Origin of the sequence: Sphingobacterium sp., from assembly GCF_032065005.1 — a bacterium.
Taxonomy (GTDB): domain Bacteria; phylum Bacteroidota; class Bacteroidia; order Sphingobacteriales; family Sphingobacteriaceae; genus Sphingobacterium.
In genome coordinates this window covers 1-12,473 of record NZ_DAMBMM010000013.1, presented here as the reverse complement: position 1 = coordinate 12,473, position 12,473 = coordinate 1, and the positions used below count along the sequence as shown (strand labels likewise).

Here is a 12,473-nt window from a genome sequence, read left to right as displayed (position 1 = left end):
ACAGTTCAATGGAGATAATGGAAAATGAAAACAGACGTTAACAAGATAGATACAAAAGAAGCGCAAGTCGCCCCTGTAGTAAAAAGGGATAATTCTAAGATCTACTTTTTCGTGATTGCAATTGCAGCCCTTTTGGCTACCAATATATATTTCTATGTAAAATATAAATCTTCTGGTGAAAAACTGTACACAGTGACTCTGCAGAAAGAAAACTTACAGATTGAAATAGATCGTATTGAAGCCGAACTTGATAATATCAAATCTGAAGGTATTACCAGCACTGCCGCTTTGGTAGCCGCAGAACAGTCCGCTAGGCAAAAGATTGAAGATTTACGAAAAGGACTCGAAAACAATGAAATCACTGGCCCTCAGATAGAGGCTGCCAAAGCTGATGTTTCTTTATTGAAAGATCAGGTTTCAAAAATGAAGGATGATGTCACCGCCTTGAAGATCAAAAATCAACTGCTGGCGGAAACCAACTCCGACCTCAATAAGCAAATCAAAGATTCCGAAACTAAAGCCGCAACGCTCATAACGGAGAAAAATGTGCTTACCGATAAGATTGCCAAAGCTTCTTCTATCAAGGTATCCAATGTACATATCATCGGTATTGAAGAGAAAAGAAATGGCTCTCTAGAAAATGAAAATAAAGCTAAGCGTATCGATAAACTTCAGATCAACTTTACGGTTGCAGACAATCCGTTGGCGGCAATGGGGAAAAAAGAAGTATATGTTAGGATTATCAACCCTAAAGGTAACTTAATAGCCAACTCTGAGGATTTGTTCTTGGTGCATGGCGAAAAATTACAATATACCTTCAAAGAAAATATTGAATTCAATAATAACGGTCAAGAGTACCAATTTATGTGGTCCGATCCTAATCACAAATTCCAAAAAGGAGCATACACGGTATTGCTTTATGCGGATGATGCCATAATGGGTCGTTCCTCAGTTGTATTGAAATAGAAAGGTTATTATATATAAAGACAAGAAAGGAGCTGAATATTCAGCTCCTTTCTTGCGTTTTAGCTATTTAAGTTTTTAAATTCTTAATCAATTACGGATTGCATTGGCGTACAGGTCCTTTACCTTCGGCTCCGTAGCTGTCGTCTTGAGAAGTAAAATTTGAACAAAATTTATCGGAAGGTAATTACAGCTTTTTTGCAACGAAAACATTTAGGCTCTTGAATTTTAGTTATAGAACCCCATTGGGGTTCCATTATTTTAGCTGGCATGGCACGTTAGCCTGGGAGTAGCGAAAAACTGATATTCGATTAATCGAACATCAGTTTTTCGCTACTCCTATATTGTTCAATACCATTCATGCTAAAATAATTCATCCCCGCTGGGGATGTATGGCTGCTGGAAATATTCTTCTAATAAATATGGCACTAAAAGCTAGAAACACAGATCTAACAACCATGTTATTAGTACGAAGCAAGGATCTCGGAATTTTACAGACATAATCAATTACGGATGGCTTTAGCGTACAGGTCCTCAATCTTCGTCCCCCCTAGCTGTCGTCCTGACAAAGGAAGGATCTCGGAATTTTACAGACATAATCAATTACGGATAGCATTGGCGTACAGGTCCTCAATCTTCGTCCCCCCTAGCTGTTGTCTTGACGAAGGAAGGATCTCGGAATTTTACAGACATAATCAATTACGGATGGCATTGGCGTACAGTTCCTTAACCTTCGGTTAAGGATGACAAGCGGTTTGTGAGGAGAACCGTACAGATTCCTCACTGATCGTTCAGAATACCAATGCGCTAAAGAGGGATTCAGAGTGAAACGAAGAATCTATTTTTTTAAGGATTGCAGTAATTCCGAAATCGTTAGATGAGGAAACTATTTTTAATGAAGCATGATTAGTTCCGAGCCCCTTCAAGGTGACACAAAAAGGATATAGAAAAAGATTTCAGCCCAAAGAAAGCTTTCATTTCCAATCTCTCATCAGAAGCTAACCATAGCCCTTTCCAATAACATGTGTTCCCTCGCTTTTAAGCCCTTATTTCTCTTCTTCCTCATAAAGAGGCAGGAGAATAGTGAAAGTCGTTCCTATGCCTTCAAAAGTCACAAATGAGATATCTCCATTCATGGACTCAACGGTTTTCTTAACAAAGGCCAATCCAAGTCCTGTTCCAGAGCTTTTCGTTGTAAAGTTTGGTTGGAAGATCTTTGGAATCACATCGGCAGGTATGCCCATCCCATTATCTTTCACGATGATCTTGACTTTCTTTTGGTCTAAATGCTCGATCAAGATGCTGATCAGATGTTTTTTCCTTCCAATCGATGCTTCAATGGAGTTTTTGATCAAGTTATTGAAGGTCCTTAGCAATTGGTCCCTATCTCCCAGTACATAAACATTCTCATCATCCGTGTTATTGATGATCTTAATGTACGTATTATGGTTGTTATGGTAGACGTTAGCAGATTTATTGATCTTTTCGATCAGGTTTATCTTTGCTAAATTGGTGTCTGGTAACCTTGCAAAATTTGAAAACTCAGTAGCAATCTTGCTCAAGCTGTTGATCTGCTCAATAAAGGAATTCGAAATCCTAAAGAACCGTTCTTCAAACCTCGGGTCATCCTCCTTATAACTGCGCGTTAATTGTTGGATTCCCAATTTCATTGGGGTCAATGGATTCTTGATCTCATGTGCAATCTGTTTAGCCATTTCACGCCAAGCATACTCCCGCTCCGCATTCATCAGCTGTTTGGCATTTTCCTCCAGCTTCACGATCATAAAATTGTATTCCTTGACCAAGGCGCCGATTTCATCATCACGCTCCCAGTACAATGGTTCGTTTGGCTTATTGCTGAATATGGTTTGGGAAAGCTTTTTACCGATCAAGCTCAATGGTTTGGTAATGGAATTGGCAACCATCACCGTTAAGAAACCTAATCCCAGGATTATGATGGTGTAGATATTCAATAGGGTATTCAACAACAAGTTCTGGCTCTCATTTTCTTCCTCTACGGATGTAAAGTATGGGATATTTAAGAAGAGAATATTGTTGTATTCATTGTTTTTTATGGTTGCATAACTTGAATTGTATTCAAAGGTCACAACATTCTCTTTGATAAAGGAATCTGTCTTTTTGAGAACGTTCAGGTTATTGAATGCGATCGGGTTAATAAACCTCGAAACCAATCCCATATCATAGATTTTGGGTTGAGAGGTAAAGATCAACTTTCCGTTTTTATTATAGAGGTTGATGTCAGTGACCGAGGTTTCGGAGAAATTCTTTACAAAGTCCTGTATTTCCGCCTCGGATAGGTTATCGGAAGATTGGATCTTGTTCTCGATCTTTTTCACCACATCCATGATATAACCTAGACGTTGCTGCACCTTCGATTTTTCCAATTGACCCGAAATACTGATAAAGGAAATAAAACCAGAGATTACGATTGCAAAGATCACGACACCAATGATCATGGTCTGGATACGCGTACTATACTGGATTCGGTTTATCAATAATTTAAAGTGGTATTTGATACTTCTGAAATTGAAGGATTTCTGCGTAATGGTACTAAAGAAATATTTGATACCGTCGAATATCAGGAAATAGATGTAGAGACATAAGAATAGGAAGGAGAACACCGCGACGGACTGCCATAGGCTTAGCTGCGGAGTGCTGACCACAAGAGTGGTATTTGAATCCGGTTTATAGACCAGGTTAAAATAACCATTATAGTCATCCCTTGTTATGTATTGCTGTACCTTTCCACCAAAGGCATCATCCTTGTTGGGATAGGTGAATGAACCATTCTGTGTGACCAATGCTCCATCGCGATATAGAGCAAAGGAGGTCGCATTGCTCTGGTAGTTTCTGATAAATTCTACCTTGCTATCCGAGAGGATCTCTGGATAAGGCATGGTCGTGCCATAAGCCCTGTTCTTGAGATTGATGAAAACTTGGACTACACGGTCTTCGGTCGTATCGACGGGGATATCAAACTGCAAGAAATATTCATGGGTCCCCAAATCACTACGGACCCGATAGAAATGTTCGGTCTGTTGAACCTTGGTGGACTTATTGATTACCTTCTCCCGGTATTCATCGATTTTATTGTTCTCATAGTTGCCAAGGGCCTGGTCATTGTAATAATAATAACCGTTGAACTCAAACTTCGAAAGGTAACCACTGAAATAGGTGTTCTTGATATAATCATTGATAATATCAATCTGCGTATTTGGTAAGCTGATGGCGAAAGATTGTCGCAATCCTTCGTCGGCTGTTATTTTTCTCTCCAGATCCACAAAGAGTGCTGTGGCATTGAGGTCGTCTTCTGCTTCCAACTGATTTACCGTCACCTTCATTTCCCTTTCTACCTTTGATTCCAAGCTTCTAGTGTAGACAGAGGTCGTCATGAACGCTAGGAAAACCAGGGTAAGGATAAAGGTGGACATGGCCAGGTTTACCTTCAGTTTACTATATGCTCTCAGCATGATGATACCGGCCAAGAAGATGTTAAAGAAGGTATTGTCGCCAACAAAAATGGCATTCAAGATGATCGCAGTAACTAAAGCGATCAATTGAATGTTCAGAAAGGATGTTGTATTCGGTAGGATTGACTTTAAGATATTGACGACCGTATCTATAAAATAGAGCAGGATAACCATGTTGATACACATGATCAAGATGTTCAACCAGCTGTAAGAGTTAAAGGAAAGTAAATTGGTCAAGTCCAAGGTTACCGCGGTACTGTTCGTGATCAGGGTAGACAGATGGAAAAACAGTAAGTTACTGATCAGGTAGATCCCCAAAATTGAAAGCAGGGCCGTAATAGTCGCAAGGTTACCAGTCAGTTTCTTCAATGGAATCCTCAGGTAAGGTTGGATAACCCGGAAATAAAAAACCAGCCAACCTACCAATAAGGTGGTCATAAAGAAACCCCAGAGGTTAGGAAGGAGCGGACTGTAAGCGTAATATTTAGGATCAAAGAGTCCAATGCTTGATGAGGACGCCAGCCAGTTTGTGTTTAGATCCACATATCGGGTCAGGATCAATGTAAAGGTAAAGAAGGCAAGGGAAAACCAGGGTCTGCCATTCTTTGCAATCATCAGACAGATATTGTTGACCAAGATCAGGAAACAGATCGAAGCGAATACCCAACACATAAATTGGATATCCATGAATATATTGTCATGCTTCCCTTGGTTTAGCTTGACCGAGAATAGATAGGCCCCTGTCTTGCTATAGATGTTTTTGATGTTCTCTGTATCCGTATAGTCTGCAATGGTCAGATTGTTGGTAGCAATGAGCTCATTGAAGAAATGATTGACGAGATATTCATTGGTAATGGAGAAATTGGTCTTTACAGGGATTAAGGCAAGGACGGAAGTATTGGATGTTAGTGTCTTCCGTTTGAGGATAAAGGAGCGATTGTCTTCCTGTATAAAGACCACATCCGATTGGATGCCGCCATCAGTAAGGGGAACATAGATATTGTTGCTCCAGAATATGGGTTTATGGTCCTTATAGATATAAAAGAAGATCTTGTGTTTGTCACCGTATTTATTGGCGACATCTAAGACTTGAGTAGGGTAGACCTCAACATTGACAAAGGCTTTCATGAGGTTAGAATCCGCCCACAGTTCGTCTACAATATCCTCGTACCGATGAATGTTATTAGAAAGAGTTCTGGTATCCAATTCCAACATATCTTCCTTGGTTACCATTTTGTTGATCATGATGGCGGTAGCGAGGAAAGATACAGTTAGGATTAGTAAGAGGATTCTTATTTTATTACCCATTTATCTGATTTTACTAATGGGTAAATATAAATAAAAAACTCCTCGCAAATAACTTTACGAGGAGTTTTATAGAGAAATTCAACCTTAGTGTTGGTGAACGTCTTCTTGACGGAAGAATTTTGCCGTAAAATACTCACGGTTCATTCTTGCGATGTTTGTTAATTTAATGCCTTTTGGACATTCCGCTTCACAAGCTCCTGTATTTGTACAGTTACCGAAACCTTCTGCGTCCATTTGGTCAACCATTGCCTGAGCACGTTCATAACGTTCAGTTTGACCTTGTGGCAATAAAGCGAATTGTGAAATCTTAGCCGATACGAATAGCATAGCTGAAGCATTTTTACATGCAGCAACACAAGCTCCACATCCGATACAGGTTGCCGATTCGAATGCCTCATCAGCGATACGCTTAGGGATCAAGATATTGTTGGCATCCTGAGGTCCACCGGTGTTGATGTTGATATAACCACCTGCTTGTTGGATTCTGTCAAATGATGTTCTATCAACTGCTAAATCTTTCAATACAGGGAATGCAGCGGCTCTCCATGGTTCGATCACGATCGTTTGGCCATCGTGGAAAGAACGCATATGCAGCTGACAGGTTGTAATACCGTATTTAGGTCCATGTGGACGTCCGTTGATAACGAGGGAGCACATTCCACAGATACCTTCACGACAGTCATGGTCGAAATAGATAGGATCTTCCCCTTGACGAGTTAGGTCTTCGTTTACCACATCCAGCATTTCTAGGAAAGACATATCATCAGCGATGTCTTTAGCTTGGATAGTCACGAATTGTCCCTTGTCATTTGAGTTTTTTTGACGCCAAACTTTTAGCGTTAAATTCATATGTGCACTCATGATAATATTTTTGAGTAGCAAAAGGCTTCACAGGAAGCCCTTTGGCTTATTTATAACTTCTTTGTGTTAACTTAACGTTTTCGAATACCAATGACTCCTTGTGCAAGATCTCCGGTTGGTTATCACCATTGTATTGCCAAGCTGCAACATATGCATATTCATCATCATTACGTTTTGCTTCTCCTTCTTCAGTCTGTGATTCCACCCTAAAGTGACCACCACAAGACTCATTTCTGTTCAAAGCATCGTCAACCATTAATTCTCCTAATTCCAAAAAGTCTGCAACACGACCGGCTTTTTCTAGGGACATGTTCAACTCTTCGTTTTGTCCCAATACTTTCGTATCAGTCCAGAACTCTTTGCGAAGATCTTGGATCAAGCCTTTTGCTTTTTGCAATCCTTCCGCTGTACGAGCCATTCCACAGTATTCCCACATGATGTGGCCTAATTTCTTGTGGATATCATCAACAGTTTTGCTACCCTTAAGGGCCAATAACTTGTTGATTCTTTCTTCAACCTCTTTACGGGTTTGCTCGAATGCAGGATTGTTTTTATCGACAGGTTTGAAGTTTCCGATTTTTGCTAAGTAATCACCTACAGTGTAAGGGATTACGAAGTAACCATCAGAAAGACCCTGCATCAATGCCGAAGCACCTAGACGGTTAGCACCGTGATCAGAGAAGTTAGCCTCTCCTAAACAGTATAAACCTGGTACCGTAGTCATTAAGTTGTAGTCAACCCAAACACCACCCATGGTATAGTGAACTGCAGGGTAGATACGCATTGGTTGCTCGTATGGGTTTTCGTCAGTAATTTGGTAATACATGTCGAATAAGTTACCATACTTAGCTTCTACTACATCTTTTCCTAAACGTTGGATCGCTTCAGCGAAGTCCAAGAATACCGCTACTCCAGTCTTACCAACACCACGTCCTTCGTCAACCATTTCCTTAGCGTTACGTGAAGCCACGTCACGAGGTACCAAGTTACCGAATGAAGGGTATTTTCTTTCCAAGAAGTAATCGCGATCGTCTTCTTTGATATCTTTAGGCTTCAATTCTCCTTTACGCAGTTTCTCTGCCAATTCAATTGTCTTTGGAACCCATACACGGCCATCATTACGCAATGACTCTGACATCAGGGTCAATTTGGATTGATGGTCACCGGTAACTGGGATACAAGTAGGGTGGATCTGCGTATAACAAGGGTTAGCGAAGTAAGCACCACGTTTGTGCGCTCTCCATGCTGCCGTTACGTTACAGCCCATTGCATTTGTAGAAAGGAAAAATACGTTTCCGTATCCACCAGTACATAACAAGACCGCATGACCTTCGTGAGCTTCGATCTCACCGGTGATAAGGTCACGTGTAATGATACCTCTAGCTTCGCCATCGATCTTTACTAAATCTAGCATTTCGTGACGCGTATAGGATTTTACTTTACCCGCTTCAATCTGGCGGTTAAGCGCTGAATAAGCACCTAACAATAATTGTTGTCCAGTTTGGCCACGTGCGTAGAACGTACGTGATACCTGTGCACCACCAAATGAACGGTTGTCCAATAGACCACCATATTCACGTGCGAAAGGAACACCTTGAGCAACACATTGGTCGATAATGTTTACCGAAACTTCGGCCAAACGGTATACGTTTGCCTCACGAGCGCGGTAGTCACCACCTTTGATCGTATCGTAGAATAGACGGTAAACCGAGTCACCGTCATTTTGATAGTTTTTTGCAGCGTTAATACCCCCTTGTGCAGCAATAGAGTGTGCACGTCTTGGAGAATCCTGATAACAGAATGTTTTAACGTTGTAGCCTAATTCTGCTAATGCAGCGGCAGCAGATGCTCCTGCCAAACCTGTACCAACAACGATAATGGTAAACTTACGCTTGTTGGCTGGGTTGACCAGCTTCATCTCAAATTTATGTTTTGACCATTTTTCGGCCAAAGGGCCTGAAGGTACTTTTGAATCTAACATATCCTTTATTTATTTATAAGATCTTGCTATTGCGTAATCTGTAAATAACCTATTTAACAAAATAAAAATACAATGGCATAGAAGCGAACAGGATTGGAATAATTACCCCAAATACCCATACTCCGATGGTTCTGATAATTCCATTGTAACGTCTGTGGTTGAAACCAATCGTTTGGAATGCGGATTGGAAACCGTGGATCAAGTGGAAAGCTAATGCTGCCATTCCTAAAAGGTACAATCCAACCAATAATGGGTTTTGGAATGTAACGGCCACTTGTCTGTATAAATCTTTAGATTTAACCACCTCAAATCCAGCATCTTGGTATTGTGCATACCCGTTGTAATCTGAAGGAATATCGTCTAATTGTAAAACCTCTTGGTTGCCCGTCGCTAATTCAGTACGGTACTCGACGTATGGAGTAGTACCAAATTTGTACTGAAACCAGAAGTTTTGCATGTGTGTAACAATGAAAATTAGTAAAACAGTACCCAAGATTCCCATGTTACGAGAATTCCAAGCGCTGTTTGCTTTTCCATCATACTGGTTGTAACCAATAGGACGTGCTGCTTTGTTCTTTGTAGTTAGGATAAGAGCATAAACCGCGTGAACAATGATAGAAAGATAAAGTAGGTATGATACTACTTTAATCGGGGTAAAATGGGTCATGAAATAAGCGTAATTGTTAAACGCATACCCCGCATCATCTTTAAATAGTTGTAAGTTACCGATCAAGTGAACTATCAAGAAAGTACATAAGAACAATCCCGTCAAGCTCATGATTAGTTTCTTCCCTAGTGAAGATGTTAATACTGGCTTTGATTTACTCATTATTACTATGAATTTAATTTAAGTACGCAAATCTATCTATTTGATGACATATAAATGAGATTTATGTATAAAAAAGGCCTAATTTAGAATGGTTCTAATTTTCGCCAAAAAATAAGGCCCGATTTTTATCAAATCAGGCCAAAAACTTTTTATTATTAAGCGCTTACAAGAATGAGTATCCTACTCCAATTGACCACATACTGATCTTTTGCTTGTGCGCATTATCTTTGCTGATATTACTTAATCCATGTTCATATCTCAAATCAACGGTGAATTTGCTGATGTCGGCACCAACACCACCGATGATTCCGGTCGATGATTTTTTATAAGCATCGGTATTGGCTACCGATTTGATATCGCCCTCATGAGCGAATGAAAATACTGGACCCGCTTGGATACGTACGCCAATTGGACCTAAGCCAATTCTTGTTCCTAAAAGGACTGGTAAATCTACACTTTTAAAGGTTGCTTCACTATTTGTTCCGTCTTCGGTTTCATATCCTGCTTTTTTCTGTGCATAGTACAACTCTGGCTGAACGTGGAATCCTGCAACACCTACACGTCCCCAGATACCTGCTTGGAATCCAGCTTTCGTATCTGAATTTAACCATGCGCCGTCCGATTTTAAGCTCGAAAAGTTTACTGCACCCTTAATACCCAACTTTAAGCTCGGTAATAATTGTGCTTGCGTTGCCTGTACGCATAAGAATAAGGCAGCTAATCCAAGAAAGATTTTTTTCATATCAAAAATTTATATATTTACTAATTCCAAACACTAAATTAGTAGTTTTTATTCAATAAGCGCATATTAATATGTATAATTTCAAGATCAGTGCCGAAGAATGGCCGATATTAAAACTAAAACTGAAAAGAAAATATAATACTCTTTCCGAAGAAGACTTGCAATACAGTCCAGGCCAAGAAGAAGAACTTCTGAAGCGTCTTGCCAAAAGATTGAACCGTAACGTAGACTATGTCGTGTTTACCCTTTCCAAAGAATTGACCGACCTGGAGTCAAATAGACTATAAGGAAAGTTATGGAGAAGTTGATCAGTTGGGAAGAGTTTGAACAGGTGGACCTGCGGGTGGGAACCATATTGGAAGTTTCTGATTTCCCCAAAGCCCGAAGGCCAGCCTACCAATTGTTGGTAGATTTTGGGGAGGTAATCGGGACTCGCAAGTCCTCCGCCCAAATCACTGCAAAATATTCCAGGGAAGAGCTCCTTGGCAAACAGGTCGTGGCAGTCGTAAATTTCCCTAAAAAACAGATTGCCAATTTTATGTCCGAGTGCTTGGTAACGGGATTCGAGGATGAGAATGGAGATATTATTTTGACAACCGTGGAACGCAAGGTTCCTAATGGTGCAAAACTGAAGTAATGAAGGTATACAATTTCGAAGAAAATCCTCAAGAAGGCATTCCCAATCTTGATGAGCAGTATATGCAGGAAGCCTTGAAGCTGGCCAAGAAAGCTTTCCAGGAAGATGAAATACCGATTGGTGCCATTATAGTCTCCAATGGCAAGATCATAGGTAAGGGCTATAACATGACCGAAAGGTTGAATGATGTGACGGCCCATGCGGAAATGCAAGCCTTTACGGCAGCAGCGAATTACCTTGGCGGAAAATATCTGAAGGATTGCACCCTGTATGTGACCGTTGAACCCTGCGTGATGTGCGCCGGTGCGAGCTATTGGACCCAGATCAGCAAGATTGTCTATGGAGCCCGTGATGAAAAGAGAGGCTATTCCAGTATTCATGAGAAAATCATCCATCCCAAGACGATCATTCAGTCGGGCGTGCTGGAAAAGGAATGTGCCGAACTGATGATGTCTTTTTTTCGTAATAAACGTTGAGTTATCCACAAATTGGGGCCTAAACGAAACAAAAACGGGCTTAAATTGTTATATTCGTGTATTGATAATTAATAAATAAAATATAAACGTTATGGCATTTGAATTAGAGGCGTTACCTTACCCAGCAGACGCATTAGAACCATCTATCGATAAAGAAACAATGATCATTCACCATGATCGTCACCACCAAGCATATGTAGACAACTTGAACAAAGCTATTGCAGGTACCGATGCAGAAAACCTTTCTTTGGAAGAAATCCTGAAGAATGTGAGCAAGTACCCAGCAGCAGTGAGAAACAATGCTGGCGGTGTATGGAACCATGATCTTTTCTGGAAGGTTTTAGGCCCAAATGCAGGTGGTGAGCCTACAGGAGATTTAGCAAATGATATTAATGCTGCTTTCGGTTCATTCGCTGAATTGAAAAAGAAACTGCAAGAAGCAGGCGCTGGTAGATTCGGTTCAGGATGGTCTTGGTTAATCGTTGGTCAAGACGGTAAACTGGCGGTAACATCTACTCCTAATCAAGATAACCCTTTGATGGATGTTGCTGAAGTAAAAGGTACTCCAATCTTTGGTATCGATGTATGGGAGCATGCTTACTACCTAAAATATCAAAATAAACGCCCAGCCTACCTAGAAGAAATCTTCAATGTAGTAAATTGGGAAGACGTAGCTAAACGTTACGCGGAAGCTAAAAAAGGTTAATCCATTATAGATTATTCTTAGAGAGCGGATATCTGAATGCAGGTATCCGCTTTTTTTATGATTTCAATGACAGCTTGAATCTTGCAAAGCCCACAGAGTGGGAGAAATGTTTGTAGAACCAGGATGTTTGTATTGGTGAACCCACTACCCACTGCGTAGGTGAAATCTTTTTCTATACCTTTTCTTTGTCACCCTGAGGGCATTCCCGAAGGGTCTCGGAACTATCCATACTTCACTTGAAATAGTTCCCTCATCTTACGATTTCGGGATGACAAACACCTCTAAATAAAACAAAAATAGATTCTTCGTTGCACTCTGAATCCCTCTTTAGCGCATTGGTATTCTGAACGTTCAGTGAGGAATCTGTACGGTTCTCCTCACAAACTGCTTGTCATCCTTAACCGAAGGTTAAGGAACTGTACGCCAATACCATCCGTAATTGATTTTGTCTGTAAAATTCCGAGATCCTTCCTTCGTCA

The 12,473-nt window shown here is 40.5% G+C and carries 10 protein-coding genes; 5 read left to right on the top strand and 5 right to left on the bottom strand.

What is annotated here, in order from left to right; genetic code table 11:
- Positions 1-24: 24 nt before the first annotated feature.
- Positions 25-966: a hypothetical protein gene (locus tag RT138_RS16735; protein ID WP_313191594.1), complete on the top strand. Its 942-nt coding sequence runs from the start codon at positions 25-27 to the stop codon at positions 964-966.
- 1,043 nt (positions 967-2,009) lie between these two features.
- Here the strand turns inward: RT138_RS16735 and RT138_RS16730 are convergent.
- From RT138_RS16730 to RT138_RS16710, 5 genes are all read right to left on the bottom strand, one after another.
- Complete coding sequence (locus tag RT138_RS16730) at positions 2,010-5,762, bottom strand: ATP-binding protein (RefSeq protein ID WP_313191593.1); 3,753 nt, start codon at positions 5,760-5,762, stop codon at positions 2,010-2,012.
- A gap of 84 nt (positions 5,763-5,846) precedes the next feature.
- The gene (locus RT138_RS16725; protein WP_175486344.1) at positions 5,847-6,623 is read right to left on the bottom strand and encodes a succinate dehydrogenase/fumarate reductase iron-sulfur subunit; all 777 of its coding nucleotides are present in this window, start codon (positions 6,621-6,623) and stop codon (positions 5,847-5,849) included.
- A gap of 46 nt (positions 6,624-6,669) precedes the next feature.
- Positions 6,670-8,604: a fumarate reductase/succinate dehydrogenase flavoprotein subunit gene (locus RT138_RS16720; RefSeq protein WP_313191592.1), complete on the bottom strand. Its 1,935-nt coding sequence runs from the start codon at positions 8,602-8,604 to the stop codon at positions 6,670-6,672.
- A gap of 49 nt (positions 8,605-8,653) precedes the next feature.
- A complete protein-coding gene (locus tag RT138_RS16715) occupies positions 8,654-9,433 on the bottom strand; it encodes a succinate dehydrogenase cytochrome b subunit (RefSeq protein WP_313191591.1) in 780 nt (259 codons plus the stop codon).
- A 163-nt stretch (positions 9,434-9,596) separates the two neighbouring features.
- The gene (locus tag RT138_RS16710) at positions 9,597-10,094 is read right to left on the bottom strand and encodes a porin family protein (protein ID WP_409529460.1); all 498 of its coding nucleotides are present in this window, start codon (positions 10,092-10,094) and stop codon (positions 9,597-9,599) included.
- 152 nt (positions 10,095-10,246) lie between these two features.
- Here RT138_RS16710 and RT138_RS16705 point away from each other — a divergent pair, with 152 nt between their 5' ends.
- The 4 genes from RT138_RS16705 to RT138_RS16690 all read left to right on the top strand — a co-directional run bounded on the left by RT138_RS16705 (position 10,247) and on the right by RT138_RS16690 (position 11,994).
- A complete protein-coding gene (locus tag RT138_RS16705) occupies positions 10,247-10,462 on the top strand; it encodes a hypothetical protein (RefSeq protein ID WP_185213342.1) in 216 nt (71 codons plus the stop codon).
- Between the two features lie 8 nt (positions 10,463-10,470).
- Positions 10,471-10,812 carry a tRNA-binding protein gene (locus RT138_RS16700; RefSeq protein WP_313191589.1) on the top strand — a complete coding sequence of 114 codons (342 nt, stop codon included), beginning with the start codon at positions 10,471-10,473 and terminating at the stop codon, positions 10,810-10,812.
- Positions 10,812-11,288, top strand: a complete 477-nt coding sequence (locus tag RT138_RS16695; RefSeq protein ID WP_313191588.1) for a nucleoside deaminase — start codon at positions 10,812-10,814, stop codon at positions 11,286-11,288. Before RT138_RS16700 ends, RT138_RS16695 begins: the two co-directional genes overlap by 1 nt.
- Positions 11,289-11,379: 91 nt before the next feature.
- Positions 11,380-11,994: a superoxide dismutase gene (locus RT138_RS16690; RefSeq protein ID WP_313191587.1), complete on the top strand. Its 615-nt coding sequence runs from the start codon at positions 11,380-11,382 to the stop codon at positions 11,992-11,994.
- Positions 11,995-12,473 lie beyond the last annotated feature (479 nt).

What these genes read in the sequence shown, in the direction of transcription:
- RT138_RS16735 (WP_313191594.1), top strand. Translation starts at nt 25, where the DNA reads ATGAAAACAGACGTTAACAAGATAGATACAAAAGAAGCGCAAGTCGCC.
- RT138_RS16730 (WP_313191593.1), bottom strand. Translation starts at nt 5,762, where the DNA reads ATGGGTAATAAAATAAGAATCCTCTTACTAATCCTAACTGTATCTTTC.
- RT138_RS16725 (WP_175486344.1), bottom strand. Translation starts at nt 6,623, where the DNA reads ATGAGTGCACATATGAATTTAACGCTAAAAGTTTGGCGTCAAAAAAAC.
- RT138_RS16720 (WP_313191592.1), bottom strand. Translation starts at nt 8,604, where the DNA reads ATGTTAGATTCAAAAGTACCTTCAGGCCCTTTGGCCGAAAAATGGTCA.
- RT138_RS16715 (WP_313191591.1), bottom strand. Translation starts at nt 9,433, where the DNA reads ATGAGTAAATCAAAGCCAGTATTAACATCTTCACTAGGGAAGAAACTA.
- RT138_RS16705 (WP_185213342.1), top strand. Translation starts at nt 10,247, where the DNA reads ATGTATAATTTCAAGATCAGTGCCGAAGAATGGCCGATATTAAAACTA.
- RT138_RS16700 (WP_313191589.1), top strand. Translation starts at nt 10,471, where the DNA reads ATGGAGAAGTTGATCAGTTGGGAAGAGTTTGAACAGGTGGACCTGCGG.
- RT138_RS16695 (WP_313191588.1), top strand. Translation starts at nt 10,812, where the DNA reads ATGAAGGTATACAATTTCGAAGAAAATCCTCAAGAAGGCATTCCCAAT.
- RT138_RS16690 (WP_313191587.1), top strand. Translation starts at nt 11,380, where the DNA reads ATGGCATTTGAATTAGAGGCGTTACCTTACCCAGCAGACGCATTAGAA.